Origin of the sequence: Enterococcus sp. DIV1421a, assembly GCF_051711025.1 — a bacterium.
GTDB classification, from domain to species: Bacteria; Bacillota; Bacilli; order Lactobacillales; family Enterococcaceae; genus Enterococcus_B; species Enterococcus_B hirae.
Map to the genome: position 1 here is coordinate 696,128 of NZ_JBIOLU010000001.1, position 17,807 is coordinate 713,934.

Here is a 17,807-nt window from a genome sequence, read left to right on the forward strand (position 1 = left end):
TGGCGAGTTTTCATTGGTGGGGTCTCTTTTTGTATCCCTTCTTTGGCGACCAGTTCTGAAAATAGGACTGGTCTTTTTTATAGGAGGATATAAATGTCGAAGATAGAAATTAAAAATTTAACTTTTGGTTATGACAATCAAGTGCTACCCTTATTTGATCAAGCGACGTTGAATTTTGATACCACTTGGAAATTAGGATTGATCGGTCGGAATGGACGTGGAAAAACGACATTATTGAACATTTTACAAGATAAACTACCTTATCAAGGACAGATTATCCATCAGCAAGAATTTAACTATTTCCCTCAAGAAATTGGAGAAGAAGCACAATTTACTTATGATGCGTTGAATGAGATAGCTGATGTCGAACTTTGGGAAATCGAAAGAGAACTACAATTAATGGAAACTGACCCAGAGATTTTGTGGCGACCATTTCACACACTGTCTGGTGGTGAAAAAACAAAAGTACTCTTAGCACTGCTTTTTGTTGATGATCAGCATTTTCCTTTGATCGATGAGCCGACGAATCATTTGGATTTAGTCGGAAGAAAACAAGTAGCTAATTACTTGCAGAAAAAAAATCAAGGATTTATCGTGATCAGCCATGATCGCGGATTTATCGATGAAGTGGTCGATCATGTATTAGCCATTGAAAAAAGCCAATTAGAACTGTATCAGGGGAACTTTTCAGTATATGAAGAGCAAAAGCAGTTAAAAAATGAGTTTGAGATTGCCCAAAATGAAAAAATCAAAAAAGAAGTCACGCGCTTGAAGAAAACTGCAGCAGAAAAAGCAGAGTGGTCCCGATCTCGTGAGGGAGATAAGACGAAAAAAAGCGTTGGGTTTATCGATACTGAAAATCGTAGAGTGAATCGTGGTGCAATTGGTGCGGATGCCGCTCGAACGATGAAACGCTCGAAAGCAATCGTGAATCGGATGGAAACGCAAATCGGGGAAAAAGAAAAATTATTGAAGGATATCGAATATGTAGAGCCTTTGACAATGAATGTCAAAAAAACACATCATAAACGATTGCTGACTGTGGAGAATTTACAGTTGGGGTATCAACAGCTGCTTTTTTCGCCCGTTAATTTTACGATCGACCAAAACGAATGTGTGGCGTTGACAGGGGCAAACGGTATAGGGAAATCTACGATCATCCATTATCTTTTAGACGATTTTGATGGAATAACTGCAGGTACGATCCATAAGCCTAATCAACTAACGATCAGTTACGTGCGTCAGAATTATGAAGATAATCGCGGTACGCTCAGTGAATTTGCAGAAAAGCAAAAAGTTGATTATCAAACATTTTTAAATAATCTCCGCAAGTTAGGGATGGAAAGAGAAGTCTTTCATAACCGAATTGAACAGATGAGTATGGGGCAACGCAAAAAAGTTGAACTAGCCAAGTCACTTTCTCAAGAAGCGGAATTATATATTTGGGATGAACCGTTGAACTATTTAGATGTCTTCAATCAAGTCCAGTTGGAGCAACTGATTTTATCGTTTAAACCTGCAATGTTGGTTGTGGATCATGACCAAGTCTTCTTAAATAAAATAGCTGATCGACTCATTTCACTCAAATAACTCATTGTCATCAATAAGTAGTGAAACTTGTTTTGCTCATTAGTTATGTTACAATCGAGCCAGAACAAACAAAGGAGCGTTGAATAATGTTATATGTAACTAGACATGGCGAGACAACTTGGAATGCAGCAGAACGGGTCTGCGGGAGAGCGGATGCCCCATTAACAGAAAAAGGGCAAAAACAAGCGGAGAAATTGGCTGAAAAAGTTTCAGAATTACAAATCCCAGTCACGAAGATTATCCATTCCCCTTTACAACGTGCAAAAGATACAGCGCAAGCCGTTGCCGATAAACTTCACTTGCCAATGGAAGTAGATGAACGATTAATCGAAATGGATTTTGGGGAATACGACGGGATGCCAAGTCATGAAACAATCTTTCAAGAAGCACGACAAGAATTTGCGGTGCGTTTTCCAAATGGTGAATCAGTGTTAGATGTTTATGCTCGAGTTGTTCCATTGATCGAAGAATGTCTTGCTGATGAAGAGAATGTCTACCTATTAGTTTGTCATAATGCGTTGATTCGTATCATGAACGCTTATTTCCATCCTATGCCAAATGAGACATTCTTTGATTTTTTTGTTGAAAATACGGAATTAGTTACTTTTCCCAGTAAACATGAGCTGAACACTATAAAGTCTTAACTCATTTTTGGCGGGTAGCAGCGGAGTCAAACATTCGTATCATGAATCAAAAAAATAGTTGATTTCTGAAACCGATAAGCGGAAGAATGACAAAAATAGTTTTTGCTATTTTTGTCATTCTTCCGTTTATTTACGTGGCTTTTTGTCAATAAGGACTGATGAGTTGTATAAAATCAAATAGAGGTCAGAATGAACCAATGATTGATGCGTATTTTTGTTCTGTCATTCAGCGCATGAAACACTTTTTAGTCGGTGTGTTGTTCTTTCTTTAGTTATATAATTAGCCATTAATCTTTGAAATCGCCTATCATTATCAATCAACGAAAACGCTTTTAGAAATAAAATTAATTTATTTTTATAAAAATGTTGAAATTTTATTTCACAAGAGGTATACTCTGTTCATAGAAATGAATACGGATACATCGCGTGAGGGGGAGACAGATGTTTGGTTTTTCGATCTTTATGAATGAAGCTTTAACGATAGAAAAAAAAGCTTATATCCAAAAGATGGCAAAGAATGGGTTTGATGGGATATTTACTTCTATGCATATTCCTGAAGATGATGCTAGTTTATATAAAAAACGGTTAACAGAACTAGGCGAATGTGCCAAAGAAAATCAATTGGATCTAATGGTAGATATTTCTGGAGATGCTTTAAAACATGCTGGGTTTTCGATGGCAGATTTAGAGCCATTAAAAAAGATTGGCGTTACTGGGTTACGAATGGATTATCATCTTTCAAATGAACAAATTGCGAATTGGAGCCATCAAATCAAAATCAGTTTAAACGCCAGCACGATCACTCCACAAGATGTCACAGAATTACAAGTCGCTAATGCAGATTTTTCTCAACTTGAAGCATGGCATAATTACTATCCGCGTCCCGAAACCGGATTAGATCGGAAATGGTATCAAGAAAAAAATCATTGGCTAAAAGAACAAGGCTTTACAATCCAAGGTTTTGTGGCAGGCGACGAAGCCTTACGTGGTCCGTTATATCAAGGTTTACCTACTTTAGAAAGTCATCGACATGTCCATCCTTTAGCTGCTGCGCTAGATTTGATGTCATGCGATACAGATTTGATTTATATCGGTGATGGCGGACTTTCAGAAGAAGTTCAAGAACAATTTGCCATGTATCAAAGAGAACAAACAATTTTACTACATGCTGAAGTAATTGATGCCCAGTTTTACGAGTATATTTTAGGAAACCATATGAATCGGCAAGATGAGGCAAGAGATGTTATCCGCAGTGCAGATGCACGGTTTAGAAACATCCCTCAAATTCCTCCTCGTGATACGAAAGAACGAGCAAAAGGAACGATTACTTTAGATAATGAACGATATCTTCGTTACATGGGGGAAATTCAAATTACTAAAAAGGATTTACCAGCAGATGAAAAAGTGAATCGGGTCGCTCAAATAAGCGAAGCCGAGTTACCGCTACTTGAGCAAATCCGTGCAGGGGTAAATTTTAAAATAATTAGAAGAGAAGGAAAAACAAATGAAGCAAATTAATTTAGAAAATCTAACAACAGAGCGACGAAATCAACAAACATTTGGACTTGATGAAATGAGTGTTACCCAAGCAGTTCAGCTAATGAACCAAGAAGATCATAAAGTAGCCGAAGCCGTTTCAAAAGAATTGGCTAGCATCGAACCAGTGATCCAACAGACGATTAAATCTTTCCAACAAGGTGGTCGATTGATCTACATGGGTGCCGGTACAAGTGGCCGTTTAGGTGTGCTAGATGCTGCAGAGTGTGTACCAACATTTGGTGTAGAACCTGAGATGGTCATTGGCTTGATTGCTGGTGGTGAAGCAGCCATGACAGTTGCGGTTGAAGGAGCAGAAGACTCTTTAGAGTTAGGGAAAGAAGATTTAGTAAACTTAGGATTAACTGAAAATGATATGGTCATCGGGATTGCCGCAAGTGGTCGTACACCGTATGTGATTGGCGGTTTAGATTATGCTCGTACAATCGGAGCGACTACTGCTACAATTTCTTGTAATAAAAATGCTGAAATCAGTCAACATGCCGATTATCCGATCGAAGTTGATGCAGGACCTGAGTTTCTAACCGGTTCAACTCGTCTAAAATCTGGTACAGCACAAAAATTGATTTTGAATATGATCTCAACAATTAGTATGATCGGGATTGGCAAAGTGTTCAATAACTTGATGGTCGATGTGAAACCGACCAACGAAAAATTGATTGAGCGTTCAAAACGAATCATTATGCAAGCAACAGAGGTTGACTATCAAACCGCTGAGAAGTATTTTAATGAAGCAGATAAAAATGTGAAATTAGCGATCGTGATGATTTTAACCAATAGTGATAAAGCGACAGCAGAAGAAAAATTAGTTGAAGCAAACGGCTTTGTAAAGGGAACCTTATGAGGGGGAAGAACCAATGGCTAAAAATGAATTGACTTTAGAAGAACTAGCAACGCGGATCTATGCTGGTGTAGGCGGAATGGGCAATGTCGAAAGCATTGTCCACTGCATGACCCGTGTTCGAATGAAGATCATTAATGATGAGCTTGTCGATGTTGCAAAATTGAAAGCGATACCTGGTGTATTAGGCGTTGTTGAGGACGAACAACTGCAAGTGATCATCGGTCCTGGTAAAGTGAACAAAGTAGCACAAACGATGGTAGATCAAGCAGGTGTAAAATTAGGAGAACAGATTTCTTCAGGAAATAGAACTTCTGATAAGTCGTCAGCCTCAGGAAAAGATTTGGTAAATGAGAGAGCGCAAGCGATGAAAGCTGCTCAAAAAAATAAACAAAAACCATCAAAAATCAAATCAATCTTGAAAGATATTTCGAACATTTTCGTCCCTATGATCCCAGCATTTGTCGGTACTGGGATTGTGGCAGGGATTGCTGCGGTACTAGCAAACTTAGTGACAGCGGGTACATTAGATGCAGCAACTTGGCAACAATACATTGATATCATGAACATTCTAAAAAATGGTATGTTCAGTTTCTTAGTGATTTATACAGGGATCAATGCAGCTCAAGTTTTTGGTGCAACACCAACTCTTGGTGGAGTTATCGGTGCGGTAGTCTTATTAACAGGCATGAATCCAGAAGCGCCACTTAAAAACTTATTCACTGGTGAAGCATTAGCTGCAGGTCAAGGTGGGATTTTAGGAGTTATTTTTGCTGTCTGGTTATTAGCAATCGTTGAAAAAAAATTGCATAAAGTTGTACCAGATTCCATTGATATTATTGTTACCCCTACATTATCATTGATTGCTATTGGCTTAGTCGAAATTTTCTTCATCATGCCACTCGCTGGTTTCATCTCAGATGGAATGGTTGGCGGAATCAACTGGGTATTAGGTGTAGGTGGTGCCTTTTCAGGATTTGTCTTGGGGACACTATTCTTACCGATGGTTATGTTCGGATTGCATCAAATCTTAACACCGATCCATGTCCAAATGATTGATGAAACAGGAAAAACACTATTATTACCTATTTTGGCGATGGCTGGTGCCGGACAAGTCGGAGCAGCATTAGCATTGTGGGTTCGTTGTAAAAAAGATAAAGAATTGACTGAAATGATCAAAGGTGCGTTACCCGTAGGAATCTTAGGAATCGGTGAACCATTGATCTACGGTGTGACACTGCCGTTAGGACGTCCGTTCATTACCGCTTGTATCGGTGGTGGTATTGGTGGTGCTGTTGTTGGGATGATTGGAAATGTAGGTGCTATTGCGATCGGGCCTTCTGGTGCTGCTTTGATCCCATTGATTTCAGATGGAAAATGGTTAGGGTATGTCTTAGGGCTACTCGCTGCTTACGCAGGTGGTTTCCTAGCAACATTCTTCTTTGGTATTCCTAAAGAGCAATTGGAGAAAGAAGAATTAGCTGAAGAAACAACAACTGAAATGACACCAATGACGGAAAATACAGGAGCAGTCAGCACAAGTGAAATTTCATTAGCTGCTGTAGTTGATGGAGTAGTTGAATCACTTGAAAAGGCAAGTGATCCCGTATTTGCTCAAAAAATGATGGGAGAAGGTTACTTTGTTGAGCCAATCAATGGGCAGATTTATTCACCAGTAAGTGGAACAATCAGTTCAGTGTTCCCCACTAAACACGCGATTGGCATCACAACCGCTAACGGATTAGAAGTGTTACTTCACATGGGGATCAATACAGTTGACCTTGGTGGTGCACCATTTGAGGTGAAGGTAACAGAAGGTCAGTTGGTGACACCCGATACACTTGTTGCTCAAGTCGATTTAGCAGCAATCAAAGCTGCCGGTAAAGAAACTTCGATGATGGTTTTAATTACCAATATGGAGAAAGTAAAAAATTTCGTTTTAGAAAAAACAGGTGAGACAAAAGCCAAAGCGAAGGTCATGACTGTTGAAGCTACAAAAAATTGAACGAAGTAAAAACAGATAAAGAATAGAGAAAATTCGAGCCTGGGACCAAGTGCGGTCTCAGGCTCTTTTCTATGATTAATAAGAGGGAAAAATAATTGTAAGAGAAACAGTTTGATTCATTTAAGACGATAAATCACTGGTGAACCAAGCTAAAAGTTCAATTGGAGAAATTAGAAGAAATACACGAAGACAAAGTGGCTAGAATAGTAAAATAAGCCCGATTTTGATGGTATGTACTAAAAGTAAAATCAGGCTTATTTCATTTTTGGTAGATGATTGTCCCAACATCGCCTATCTATTTAGCAACAAGTAATAAATGATTTTTCAAACTATCTAGTTCGTTTTCTTTCTCTTTTCCAATCATGAATTCCTCTTTGTCTATAGTTACCTTATTTACTTTTGAAATCTGAATCTCTTGTACAACATTATTGTTTTTATAAAACTTTATTTGATAGTTGCATCTTTTTTGCTTTGATGTCAGTTTCATATCATAACGTTGAGCATGTTGATCCGATTTATTAAACAGAACATTAAGGTTTCCTATTAATGTTTTTAAAAAATTGGGGTCTGTAGCTTTCCAACTTTTTTCTTTTCCTTCGTCATCTTTAACAAAAATCACTGCTTTATCGACTTCTTCTAAAGAAACCACAGGATCATTCTTTTGCTTGCAAGCACCTAAAAATAATAAATAAAACATTGAAAATAACACAACAAGAAATTTCTTTTTTTTTAATGTTTTTTCACCACCTTGTTTATAATCTAGTGTCAAAAAATATAAAATAACATATAAAAAATCTGGATATTTCTATTTTTATTATACCTTTTCCTTTTTGTTCTGTTAAGTTAACGTTTGCAATATGCTTGGTTATATTAAGATTATTTGAACTGAATAGCTTTAAAAAGAGTATGGGGAATTTTATTTCTTCCATTTTGACTAGTGATTCTCTTTCGAACTGTCTATGTTTAAGTTTTTGATAACAAATTTTTCTGACAAAAGTAATCTAAATGAAGGGGAGATCCATTGAAATAGAATTAGAATCTGATACGATAACTTTTTATAACGGAAGTCTATGAATGGGGCATCATGTGGATGACGAGTGTTTTATCTTAGCCAGAGCTTCGTAACAAGTTCACACAATAAATCACAGTGTTGGAGGTGACACAGTTTACTTCTATTGTAATGTAAAATAGTCGCAAGTGATGGATGAAGGATATTCGATAAGCGGATTACTGAATGAGTATAAAGCCTAAAAAAGAAAAATAGAGAGGAAACTTACCAACTAAGTTTCCTCTCTGTTCTCTGTTTTGATCGAATTTTTTAGAAATTATTGGTTAGCTGTTTCGACTAACTTTTGATATACTCGCTCAACATCTGCTGGGGTTCCCCGTAATTCATAGTCGGCGAGGAAAGGGAAGCCAAATCGGCTGGCGTATTGTTTAGCGGTTAAGCAATATTGATTATTAAAATTTTTGTTTCCACTCCCTACGACACCCAGACAAAGCGTATGATTGTCTTCGTATTCCAGATATTCACGCATGGTTTCTGTTAAAATTTCTGTATCACCGTTATCTAACCCATTTCCTCCATCTAAGTAAGTGGGTACAAAAGTTAAGAAAGGTTCACTCTCTTGTTGAAAGTCACTATTTTCATGAATTTCTTTTAGCGTGATTTCTGGTAATTGAGGATTTAACTCATGTTGGTTCGCAGCATATTCAGCAAGTTTTTTAGCGAAAGCTCGTGTGTTTCCAGAGATCGATATATATAGAATGTTCATTACATTTCCTCCAATTCTTGTCTCCAGTATAGCATTTTTTTATCAATTTTTGGAAAAGGTTTTCCCTAAATGAATATGCAAGATTCTTGTATAATTAGAAAAAAATAGTTACAATTATATTTCTATTAGAATTTTTATGAATAAAGTAAAACAGGTGAAGATTTGTTATACTTTTGGTAAAAGCGGTTTATTTTGGAGGATGCTTAAAATGGATACAGAGCAACAGAACAAAGGAATAGGGTTGTTTCCACTAGCGGCCTTAGTGATTGGGTCAGCGATAGGAGGTGGCGTATTTGGTATTATGACGGACATCTCCGGATCGGCTGGTGCCCCAGCTATTTTTAGTTGGGTGCTAGTTGGAACAGCTATGTTGATGCTCTCGTTATCAATCAATAATATCAATAAAAAACGTCCAGAGCTGGAAGGTGGTATTTTCAGCTATGCAGAAGCTGGTTTCGGACGTTTTGCTGGATTTATCAGTGGTTGGGGTTATTGGCTTACTTGTTGGTTGGGGAACGTAGCCTTTGCTACGTTGCTAATGAGTGCTTTAGGTTACTTTTTCCCAGTATTCGACGGAGGTCAGAATATCGCTTCGATCGTTATGAGCACTTTGTTTTTATGGGGATATGCTTGGCTAGTCAATCGTGGGGTCGAAAATGCAAGTTATGTGAACGCTATTGTAACGATCTGTAAACTTGTCCCACTATTTTTATTTATTGTTGTAGCAATCAGTACCTTTTCACTGCAACAATTTATCGATAATTTTTCTAGTGATATCATATTGAGTGCGAATGGCCAGCCCGTGCCATTTTCTAGTCAGATATTGAGCTGTATCATGGTGATGTTATGGGTGTTTGTTGGGATCGAAGGAGCTTCTGTGGTTGGTTCTCGTGCAAAGAAAAAATCAGATGTAGGGAAAGCAACGATCCTTGGTATTTTTGGTTTAATCATCATTTATGTTTTAGTTTCGATGTTACCTTATGGGACAATGTCAATGAAAGAATTGCAAGGAATCCAAACACAGCCAGCGATGGGCTATGTGTTTGAAATGATGGTAGGAAAATGGGGAGCAATCTTGATCAACGGTGGTTTGATCATTTCGCTTGTCGGTGTCTGGTTATCTTGGACGATTTTACCGATTGAAACCATGAGGAATATGGCAGATGCTAACTTATTACCGAAACGCTGGGGTCAAGTCAATAAAAAAGGTGCGCCAACATATGCTATTGTCTTAACGACGATTTGTACTAATGTTTTCTTACTTTCTTTATTGTTCACGGATAGTGCGTATAATTTTGCTTACACACTTGGGACAGCAGCGATATTCTTTACTTGGTTATTCTTAGGTCTTTATCAGATGAAACTATCTTATCAAAGAAAAGAATGGGGGCAATTCTTTATTGGCTTTTTAGCCAGTGCATTTCAAGTCTGGGCAATGCTCGTGGTTGCTTTCAATGAAGTGATGTTAGTGTTAGTACTCTTCTTACCTGGGATCTTCTTTTATTTAAGAGCCCGGAAAGAACAAAATGAGCCAATCCCTCATCTTCACTTAGATAAATTTTTATTAGTCGGTGTCACAATGATCGGACTAACAGCAATGATTCTATTTGCTACAGGCGTTTTACATGTTTAAATACACAAATATGTTAAATTAAGTCATTAAAAAAGCCAAATAAACGGTAATTCATGATTCTAATAAAAGAATCGTTAGCAAAACCGGTTATCTGGCTTTTTTTGATGTGTTCATGCACCTACTATTGTTTTGGTCTGATTAACCATTCCTGATAATGTAGGATCAATGTCCACTGGTTATTTTGATTCCGACAAGACTAATCAATAATAAGCCAACGAAAAACCAAGTGGCTAATGTCAGTTTATCATGAAACAAGACGACACCAATGATCACTGAACCAACGGCACCGATTCCGGTCCAAATAGGATAGGATAAACTCATTGGTAACTGTTTGATCGCCTTTGATAAGAGATAAAAGCTGGCGATCATGCCAATGACTGTGTAGAAAGAATAATTCAATTTAGAAAAACCATCACTCCATTTCATCATCGTAGACCAAAAAACTTCCAAGATTCCCGCTAAGATTAATTCAAACCATGCCATATTAATCACTCCATTTACACAAAAAAGAGGAGTAGCATTCCTCCAAAGACCTAATGGAATGCTTATCCTCTTAATACTACCCGGCGATAGTTGTGTCATTATTTTGTTAATTGAAAGGATAACACAGAATAAAAAATAAGGGTAGTGATAAGCTAAAACGTGAACCAATTTGAATCGGCCATTCGATTTAGAAGTCGTTTTTTGGAGGAAAACACCTACGCTAAAGTGTTATTTTAGATAATGAAGCACGTTTTTGTTTGTTTTTTGTTCATTTGTTAGTTAACAAAAATAAGATCTCAATAAATTTGAACTGTAAACGAGTTGTTTCAATCGTAAGTGATTTTTCTAATTTTTTTATTGAATTGACTGAATTTTTAAAAAATACAATGAGATAATTGGATTTTATCTATATTTTCATGGCTTTTTGATTTATAATAAAAAAATATCTTGTAATTTTAAGGAGGAAGTCAAATGGAGAACTATCTTAGTCTTTTAGGTGTCTTGATCGTCATTATCGGTTTTGCACTAAAATTAGATTCAATTTTGATCGTAATGGTCGCACTGATTGTCACCGCATTGACAGGCGGTTTAGGAATTGAAGGAATGTTAGAAACTTTAGGAACAAGTTTTGTCAATAATCGAGGAATGGCTATTTTTATCATTATTATGTTGGCAACAGGTACACTGGAACGTAATGGTTTGAAAGAATCAGCAGCTTCGCTTATTAAGCGCTTTAAGAAAGTATCAGCTGGGATGATCATTGATATCTATGGGGTCTTCCGTATGATCTTTGCAGCGTTCAATGTCAGCTTTGGTGGAGTTGCCGGTTTTGTTCGCCCAATCATCATGCCAATGGCTTTAGGAACAGTCGAATCAAAAGGCCTGGAAATTGATCCACAACATGAGGAAGAATTAAAAGGCATGTCTTCTGCGATGGAAAATATTTGTTGGTTCTTTGGTCAAGTATTATTCGTTGGTGGAGCAGGTGCGTTGTTAGTTCAATCGACTTTAAAAGGTCTGGGTTATGAAGTGACACTAGGACAACTTGCTTTGGTTGAAGTACCAGTTGCTATCGTTGCACTGATTGTTGCAAGTATTTATTTCTACTTAAGAGAGAAAAAATTAGCGAAAAAATATTATTCAGGAAAGGGGCAATAATATGAGCTTTTTTACAGATCCTGAAATTTTATTAGGGGATAAATTATTAGAAATATTATATATCATCATGGGGTTAGTTCTGATTTATACAGGAATCAGAAATATTAACGATAAAACGAATCCTCATCGATACGGTTCTGCTTTTTTCTGGACAGTATTAGGAATCGTAATTGCTGGTGGAAGATGGTTACCTGCGATCGTCAACGGTCTTTTGATTTTTGCCATGACAGTTCCAGCGATTGCAAAGAAAGTCAGCAAAGGAGAAAGTCGCTTACCTTCTAAACAATACATGGAAAAAATGTCTGATAAATTAGGAATGAAAATCTTTATTCCGGCATTGAGTATTGGGATCTTTGCAATCTTGTTCGCACTCTTTACTAAGCTTGGCGCATTAGTTGGTGTTGGTGTCGGTGTTTTTGCCGCGATGGTGATCATGATGTTCTTCTCACGAGACAATCGACCAACTACTTTCTTAGATGATGCTGCGGATATGCTAGGAACAGTAGGACCTTTAAGTATGTTACCAATGCTCTTGGCATCATTAGGAGCGGTTTTTACAAGTGCAGGAGTAGGGACAGTTATTTCTAATGCAGTCGGGCAAATCGTTCCCGAAGGTAATGTGAATGTCGGTATTATAATCTATGCATTGGGTATGGTTATCTTCACGGTGATCATGGGGAACGCCTTTGCAGCGATTACGGTAATGACTGTAGGGATCGGTGCACCGTTTGTATTCAGTCACGGCGCAAATCCAGCACTAGTGGGAATGGTTGCTCTGACCTGTGGGTTCTGTGGAACCTTGTTAACACCGATGGCTGCAAACTTCAATGTCGTGCCTGTGGCAATGTTAGAGATGAAAGACAAATACGGCGTGATCAAGAACCAATTATTCGTAGCGATCTTCATGTTAGTGTTCCAAATCGTTTATATGATTTTATTTAAATAAGAAAAAACTCTATAATAATAGTTAGTTTATATTGAGAATAATGGAGGAATGTAAAATGAAAGTACTAGTAACTGGTTTTGATCCATTTGGTGGAGATAAAGTGAATCCTGCTTATGAAGCAGTGAAAAAAATGCCTGATGAAATTGCTGGAGCACAAATTATCAAAGTGGAAGTCCCAACGGTTTTTGCTAAAAGCAGCCAAGTTGTGGAAAAAGCAATCGAAGAACATCAACCGGAAATCGTCATCTGTGTTGGACAAGCTGGTGGACGTTCAGCTGTTTCATTCGAACGAGTAGCAATCAATTTAGCAGAAGCTAGAATTGCTGACAACGAAGGAAACCAACCTTTTGATACAGCGTTAGAACCAGATGGACCAGCTGCTTATTTCACTTCTTTACCGATTAAAGCAATGACAAAAAATGTCCATGAACATGGATTACCTGCTTACATTTCGTATACAGCTGGTACCTTTGTTTGCAACGACATCATGTATCGTTTGCTTCACTTGATTGAGACAAAATTCCCAACGATTCGTGGCGGATTTATCCATGTGCCATTTTCACCTGATCAAGTGATTGATCGTCCAGTAGGCACACCATCAATGTCATTAGATGATATTGCCGCTTCTTTGACTTATGCAGTAGAAGCAGCCGTAACAAATGATCATGACATTGCTGGCAATGCAGGAACAACTCACTAATTTTTACAAATAATGTAGTGAAAAACAAATCATTGTGTCGACTGGTCGAATCAGACCAGTCGATTCTTTTTTTGAAAGGAAACATAAGTAATGAACGACTGGCAAAAGGTATTTAAAGAATGGTATCCCAAAGAAATCAATCAAGTCTATCCAATTAAGATATCAAAACAGTATACAAGTAATCAGCGTTGGGAAATCTATGAAAAGTTGACGACGAAACAACGTCAATTAGTTGATCAACATCGACGCTACTTGATCAATTCCCAATTTATAGAAGAAAATTATTTAGCAGCGACTGATTGGGTCTTTTCCGATTTTAAAATCAATCCTTTTTTTCGTACCAAACGGCGACAACAAAAATTATATTGCGAATGCGGTCGTGAATTAAAAGTGCAATATATCGTTCATTCACCAAAGACCGGTAAGAGCCTTTCTTTAGGGATCAATCACTTTGCTGAACATTTACACGTAAGCCCGCAAATCGCAACATCTATCAATCAAGGGATGACTAAAGTCGATTTAGCACTAGACGAATTATTGTGGCTGAAACAGCAAAACGTGGCGTTTCCAGAAGATTTATGGCAAGAATATTGTTTTATGCTCTACCAAAATCGAAAATTAAAAAATCCCTATTTGCCTGATCAAAAACTAGTTGCCAGGGTTGTGGATTTTCGTGAAGCAGATATGCCAATTTATCTTGCTGATTATCAAGCGCTGAAACAAGAGATCTCACGTATTGCAACGCAATTAGAGGAAACCCCTAAAAAAATTCGTGGGAAGAAAGAACTATTTGAAGATTTTTCAGAAGAATTAGTGAAAGATGTCGAGACTTTTTTAACGAATTACCGAACTTTTTTGCAAAAAGACTGGGCGTTGATCGCTGTTGACGGGGGTGAACAACTATCATTGACCTTCTTTGAAACATTCATCCAGCAATTAAGAGCAACTGGACGCCAACAAACTCCAGAACAACAGAGTAAAATGACCGAATATGCACGCAAGCAGCGATTTATCCAATCCGAGGTGTATCTTTTCATCTGGCAGCAATATTGTCGTTATGGTTTCACAGAAGGCTTCTTTGATAGTATTCCTAGAGTCATGAGAAATGGTTTCTTGAAGGTCTTACGAAAAGAAAAAGAAATGAAGCAAACAGTGATAGCCAACGAAAATGTGTCACAGAAAAAGGTAGTCACCGAGGAAGTATGGGATAAAATTGCTGTTGAGTTGAAAACGAAAAAAGTGATGACCATTTTAACAGAACTAAATGAAAATGACTATTCCTTATCGAAAGAACAACAACATGCGTTACAATATTTCCAACAATTAGAAAAAGTTTTGCAAACAGAAAATTCAAAAACTAAGCAATTATTAAAAAGACTATTGTGAAAGTCGATAGGGTAAAAATAAGCTAGCTACCACCAATCAATTGTTGGCGGCAGCTAGCTTATTTAGATAAGTACCAAGAAAAAGGGAACATCGAAACATGCTTTACCAGAAGTCTGTCGATTATATTCAGATCAAAATGATCATGGCACGGTCTTAAATCAGCACACTCTTTTCATGCTCTTGATCATATTCTTTTTCCATTTTTAGCATTCGTTCACGTTCTTTTTGGTTATACCAAGGAGAAACTGTGAAAGCCAAGACATCATTCAATAGGTAAACGGAACTATTGACAAACATAGCTAAACTAGCTGAACCATGTCTAAATGAGATGTACCACAGAACCATCTGTGCTAATCCTGAAGCCAACCACCAATAATATTGGTTATTGTAACGCAAGAAACTGATCACACCAGCTGTCAAACTGATTGAAAAGGCAATAGCATCGATCCAAGGACGTGGATCGTCTGTTAAGCACCCAATCAAGAAACCTGAAATAGCATAAACCAAGATCGTAGCAAAAATTGCAACTAACCATGTTTTTCCATTGAACTTACGGATTTTTGCTGCCATATTATGATTCCATTCTTTACTTAATAAAACAGGGATATCTAAGGTGATCATATAGGCGATTTGTTCGCCGATACTCAAGTAATTTTTAGCAGAAAAACCAACGATGATGAAACAAATAGCTGATAAAATTCCTAAAATACCATTAACAGATTTCGCTGCATTGATTGATAAGATACACAAGACACCAAGTGTAGTACCGATAAAAGTGATCACCGCTAACCAAGTAATAGGGCTATTCACAAGGGTCATAATCTGACACCCAAGACTAAAAAAGAAAAGATAGTAATTTTGTTGAGGCCAACCTTTGAGTTGGTGTGCTAAAAAGCGAAAATAATTTATCATTGATAAAAGCTCCTTTAAACACTAAATATAGTATGTGTTCGATTTGTTGACACAACCTATTGTATTACTTTCAAAAAATATTTCTAGTCTTTCAATTTAAAATAATATGTGTTATGATACTTTTTGCTTTGTTTTCTGGAAACATGAAAACTTTACATTGAATTGATGAAAGAATGGGAAGTCAACCGACGTAGGTGAACTTTCCATTTTTTTCTTTATAAAAAACTTTTGACCAAAGAAAATGTTAAAATATGAAAAAGAATAAAAGATTAAAGGAGTAAAAAAATGAATTTATCTGCTATCCATCATGTCGCAATTATTGTATCTGACTATCAAAAATCACGGGAATTTTACGTTGATAAGTTAGGCTTTGAAGTAATCCGTGAAAATTATCGCGCGGAAAGAGAAGATTATAAATTAGATTTAAAGCTTGGAACAGCTGAATTAGAAATATTCGGGGTAGCTAATGCGCCTAAACGTCCAAGTTATCCAGAAGCATGTGGATTAAGACATCTGGCTTTTAAAGTGGAACAGATTGAATCTGTCATTGAAGAGCTTCGTTTAAAAGGGATCGAAACTGAGCCAATTCGAATCGATACATTTACTGGGAAAAAAATGACTTTTTTCTTTGATCCAGATGGCTTGCCGTTAGAATTACATGAATAAGTAACAAAATTGTCACTTTTTCTTTCTGTCATTCGATTTTTTTTAATAAAAAATCTTGGTATGCTAGTAAAAAAAGGAAAAGGGAGACACTGATGAAGATGAAAAAAATTTTATTTGGGTCAGCTATTCTCATACTTATTGGGCTAACGGCTTCGTTAGGATTATTGACTGCTACGTTTCGTTATGATGATATTAGTGAACAAGAATATCAAATCTCACTGAAAAAAGCAGTGGGAATCTTTAAAAAAGAAACAAATAAAACAAAAGTTCAAATGGTTCAGTTTGTACCAAAAGAGGATGTCCAACAACAAACAAACAATACCTTTCAATATCTTTTCGTAGATTCTGAACAAACGCTTGTTGTCAATCCTACAACCGGAAAGCCAGCTGTTCGTTCGAGTAAATTAGCTGAAAACCAACCATTCTTTGACATCAAAAAGATCTACTCAAGCAAATCTCCTCAAAAGGCAATGAAAGAAGCTGTTAAACAAAGTGGAAAGCGCAATGCTAAAGTAAGAAGTTGGGTTTTGCTAATGAAAAGCGACAAATTATACTATGAGATCAAATTAGCAGAGGATAATGAAGAATCTGTTTTGTTGATTCGTGCCTAAAAATCAATAGCTATCATTTTTCTTTTTTACAATATAAGAGTAAGCTAAATGTGTAAAAAAGAAAGGAAGTCATTGCTATGGAAAAGATGAAATGCCCAAATTGCGGGAAAAAGTTTACTTATGAAGAAGTCAACAATGTAGTTGAACATGTTGATAAAGAAATGCCGATCGTTTGTCCTTATTGCCGGACAGAAGCTGCTCGCATCGTTTCACATGGTTATTTTGTTACCCAAAAAATCGAGGATTATTTAAAATAACTCTTTTGATCTTTATTTTTCAGTGATAGAATGAAAAAAAGGAGAGAATGAAATGATTCGTTTTGCAAAAAAAGAGGATGCGCAAGCGATTGCTCCGCTTATTTTAGTTATTTTAAATGATATGGAATTACCTTTTTTACAAAAGTATGGGAAAGAAAAAACAATTGAAATCTTAGAAGAAGCCATTATGGATCCCGATTATCGTTACAGTTATACAAGAGGGATTGTTGAAGAAATTGATGGCAAGATAGCTGGTGTAGCATTTGGCTACACAGATGAAGAAGAGCCATTTATCGATAAACCCTTAGAAGTAATTTTAGAAAAACATGGAATTACAGATAAGGAACAATTATTTGTAGATCAAGAAACATTTCCTAAAGAATGGTATTTGGATTCCATTTCCGTTTCGGAAGCTTTTAGAGGACAAGGAATAGGTTCACACTTACTTGAAGCTTTACCTAAATTAGCTAAAAAAACTGGGCGAAATGTTATTGGTTTAAGTGTAGATGAACAAAATCCTAACGCCAAAAGATTGTATGAACGTCACGGATTTAAAGTAGTAGGCAAAAGGAAAATCAGTGATCATCTCTATGATCACATGCAAAAGGAAATTTAATGGTTTCTTAATTAAACCAAACTTATT

The 17,807-nt window shown here is 36.8% G+C and carries 18 protein-coding genes; 14 read left to right on the plus strand and 4 right to left on the minus strand.

The genetic code is table 11. The features are described 5' to 3' along the window. Window positions 1–93 precede the first annotated feature (93 nt). The 5 genes from IGK21_RS03260 to IGK21_RS03280 all read left to right on the plus strand — a co-directional run bounded on the left by IGK21_RS03260 (window position 94) and on the right by IGK21_RS03280 (window position 6,637). Entirely contained in the window at window positions 94–1,590 is a 1,497-nt protein-coding gene (locus IGK21_RS03260) for an Lsa family ABC-F type ribosomal protection protein (protein ID WP_034699765.1), read from the plus strand. A gap of 86 nt (window positions 1,591–1,676) precedes the next feature. Then, complete coding sequence (locus IGK21_RS03265; protein ID WP_010738316.1) at window positions 1,677–2,234, plus strand: histidine phosphatase family protein; 558 nt, start codon at window positions 1,677–1,679, stop codon at window positions 2,232–2,234. A gap of 441 nt (window positions 2,235–2,675) precedes the next feature. Further along, a complete protein-coding gene (locus IGK21_RS03270) occupies window positions 2,676–3,752 on the plus strand; it encodes a DUF871 domain-containing protein (RefSeq protein WP_010719888.1) in 1,077 nt (358 codons plus the stop codon). Further along, complete coding sequence (gene murQ, locus IGK21_RS03275) at window positions 3,739–4,635, plus strand: N-acetylmuramic acid 6-phosphate etherase (protein ID WP_010738315.1); 897 nt, start codon at window positions 3,739–3,741, stop codon at window positions 4,633–4,635. The genes IGK21_RS03270 and murQ overlap by 14 nt, the downstream gene beginning before the upstream one ends. 13 nt (window positions 4,636–4,648) lie before the next feature. Continuing rightward, window positions 4,649–6,637 carry a glucose PTS transporter subunit IIA gene (locus IGK21_RS03280; RefSeq protein ID WP_034699767.1) on the plus strand — a complete coding sequence of 663 codons (1,989 nt, stop codon included), beginning with the start codon at window positions 4,649–4,651 and terminating at the stop codon, window positions 6,635–6,637. A gap of 295 nt (window positions 6,638–6,932) precedes the next feature. Here IGK21_RS03280 and IGK21_RS03285 read toward each other — a convergent pair whose 3' ends face one another. Both IGK21_RS03285 and nrdI read right to left on the minus strand, forming a co-directional pair. Next, window positions 6,933–7,406, minus strand: a complete 474-nt coding sequence (locus IGK21_RS03285; RefSeq protein ID WP_232622359.1) for a hypothetical protein — start codon at window positions 7,404–7,406, stop codon at window positions 6,933–6,935. Between the two features lie 556 nt (window positions 7,407–7,962). Continuing rightward, window positions 7,963–8,412: a class Ib ribonucleoside-diphosphate reductase assembly flavoprotein NrdI gene (gene nrdI, locus IGK21_RS03290; protein WP_034699770.1), complete on the minus strand. Its 450-nt coding sequence runs from the start codon at window positions 8,410–8,412 to the stop codon at window positions 7,963–7,965. A gap of 208 nt (window positions 8,413–8,620) precedes the next feature. Here nrdI and IGK21_RS03295 point away from each other — a divergent pair, with 208 nt between their 5' ends. Continuing rightward, a complete protein-coding gene (locus tag IGK21_RS03295) occupies window positions 8,621–10,045 on the plus strand; it encodes a basic amino acid/polyamine antiporter (RefSeq protein WP_010738312.1) in 1,425 nt (474 codons plus the stop codon). A gap of 162 nt (window positions 10,046–10,207) precedes the next feature. Here the strand turns inward: IGK21_RS03295 and IGK21_RS03300 are convergent, their stop codons facing one another. Further along, a complete protein-coding gene (locus IGK21_RS03300; RefSeq protein ID WP_010719882.1) occupies window positions 10,208–10,528 on the minus strand; it encodes a DMT family transporter in 321 nt (106 codons plus the stop codon). A gap of 471 nt (window positions 10,529–10,999) precedes the next feature. On the opposite strand from IGK21_RS03300, the gene IGK21_RS03305 reads away from it, so the two are divergent. From IGK21_RS03305 to IGK21_RS03320, 4 genes are all read left to right on the plus strand, one after another. Continuing rightward, window positions 11,000–11,686 (plus strand): DUF969 domain-containing protein, encoded by a 687-nt coding sequence (locus IGK21_RS03305; RefSeq protein ID WP_181914832.1) that lies wholly within the window; start codon window positions 11,000–11,002, stop codon window positions 11,684–11,686. Between the two features lies 1 nt (window position 11,687). Next, complete coding sequence (locus IGK21_RS03310; protein ID WP_010719880.1) at window positions 11,688–12,632, plus strand: DUF979 domain-containing protein; 945 nt, start codon at window positions 11,688–11,690, stop codon at window positions 12,630–12,632. A gap of 55 nt (window positions 12,633–12,687) precedes the next feature. Next, window positions 12,688–13,332, plus strand: coding sequence for a pyroglutamyl-peptidase I (gene pcp / locus IGK21_RS03315; protein ID WP_010738311.1), 645 nt, complete (start codon window positions 12,688–12,690; stop codon window positions 13,330–13,332). Window positions 13,333–13,422: 90 nt separating this feature from the next. After that, window positions 13,423–14,718, plus strand: a complete 1,296-nt coding sequence (locus IGK21_RS03320; protein ID WP_181914833.1) for a hypothetical protein — start codon at window positions 13,423–13,425, stop codon at window positions 14,716–14,718. Window positions 14,719–14,871: 153 nt separating this feature from the next. On the opposite strand, the gene pnuC is transcribed toward IGK21_RS03320, so the two are convergent. Next, window positions 14,872–15,630, minus strand: a complete 759-nt coding sequence (gene pnuC, locus IGK21_RS03325; protein WP_181914834.1) for a nicotinamide riboside transporter PnuC — start codon at window positions 15,628–15,630, stop codon at window positions 14,872–14,874. A gap of 285 nt (window positions 15,631–15,915) precedes the next feature. Between pnuC and gloA2 the strand changes: the two genes are divergently transcribed. The 4 genes from gloA2 (at window position 15,916) to IGK21_RS03345 (ending at window position 17,780) form a co-directional block, all read left to right on the plus strand. Then, window positions 15,916–16,296, plus strand: coding sequence for an SMU1112c/YaeR family gloxylase I-like metalloprotein (gene gloA2, locus IGK21_RS03330; protein ID WP_010719876.1), 381 nt, complete (start codon window positions 15,916–15,918; stop codon window positions 16,294–16,296). Window positions 16,297–16,388: 92 nt separating this feature from the next. After that, window positions 16,389–16,907: a hypothetical protein gene (locus tag IGK21_RS03335; protein ID WP_010719875.1), complete on the plus strand. Its 519-nt coding sequence runs from the start codon at window positions 16,389–16,391 to the stop codon at window positions 16,905–16,907. 77 nt (window positions 16,908–16,984) lie between these two features. Then, on the plus strand, window positions 16,985–17,164 hold the full coding sequence (locus tag IGK21_RS03340; RefSeq protein ID WP_010738307.1) for a hypothetical protein: 180 nt from the start codon (window positions 16,985–16,987) through the stop codon (window positions 17,162–17,164). 52 nt (window positions 17,165–17,216) lie between these two features. After that, entirely contained in the window at window positions 17,217–17,780 is a 564-nt protein-coding gene (locus IGK21_RS03345) for a GNAT family N-acetyltransferase (protein ID WP_181914835.1), read from the plus strand. Window positions 17,781–17,807: the final 27 nt, after the last annotated feature.